This is a genomic window from Pararhodonellum marinum (assembly GCF_015354735.1).
Classification (GTDB): Bacteria; Bacteroidota; Bacteroidia; order Cytophagales; family Cyclobacteriaceae; genus Pararhodonellum; species Pararhodonellum marinum.
In genome coordinates this window covers 1-525 of record NZ_JACEFJ010000051.1, presented here as the reverse complement: position 1 = coordinate 525, position 525 = coordinate 1, and the positions used below count along the sequence as shown (strand labels likewise).

Genomic DNA, 525 nt, shown 5'->3' with positions numbered 1-525 from the left:
GGTGTAGACAATCTCGTCTCCCTCCTCGGCATAGTTGCTCACATCCGCGGTCTTGGTCACCTCGATGCTGCCGCCTTCCACGATGCCCTCAAGGGTAACCGTGATGCTGTCTGTTCCTTCGACGGTATCCCCGTTTGGATCGGTGCCCTCGGCACTTGCCGTGTTGGTGATGCTACCGTTGGTGATGTCAGCTGCGGTGACAATATAAGTCTCTGTATAAACCTCTTCACTGTTTGCAGGAAGGGTGGCGATGGTCACATCCAGTCCGGTCAATGGATCGGTTACCGTCACATTGGTCAGATCCACCGTGCCGTTGTTCCTTACCGTGATGGTGTAGACGATCTCGTCTCCCTCCTCTGCGTAGTTGGATACATTGGCGGTCTTGGTCACCTCAATGCTGCCACCTTCCACGATTCCCTCAAGGGTTACCACTGCGGAGGCACTGCCCTCCACTAGGTCTCCGTTAGGATCAACGCCTTCGGCTGTTGCTGTATTGGTAACTGAACCGTTTGCAACATCATCTGC

At 54.7% G+C, this 525-nt stretch carries 1 protein-coding gene; it reads right to left on the bottom strand.

Features of this window, described 5'->3' with window-relative positions:
• Positions 1-525 (bottom strand): DUF7507 domain-containing protein (locus tag H1A14_RS23085; protein ID WP_194778678.1); only part of this gene is annotated, 525 nt, incomplete at both ends.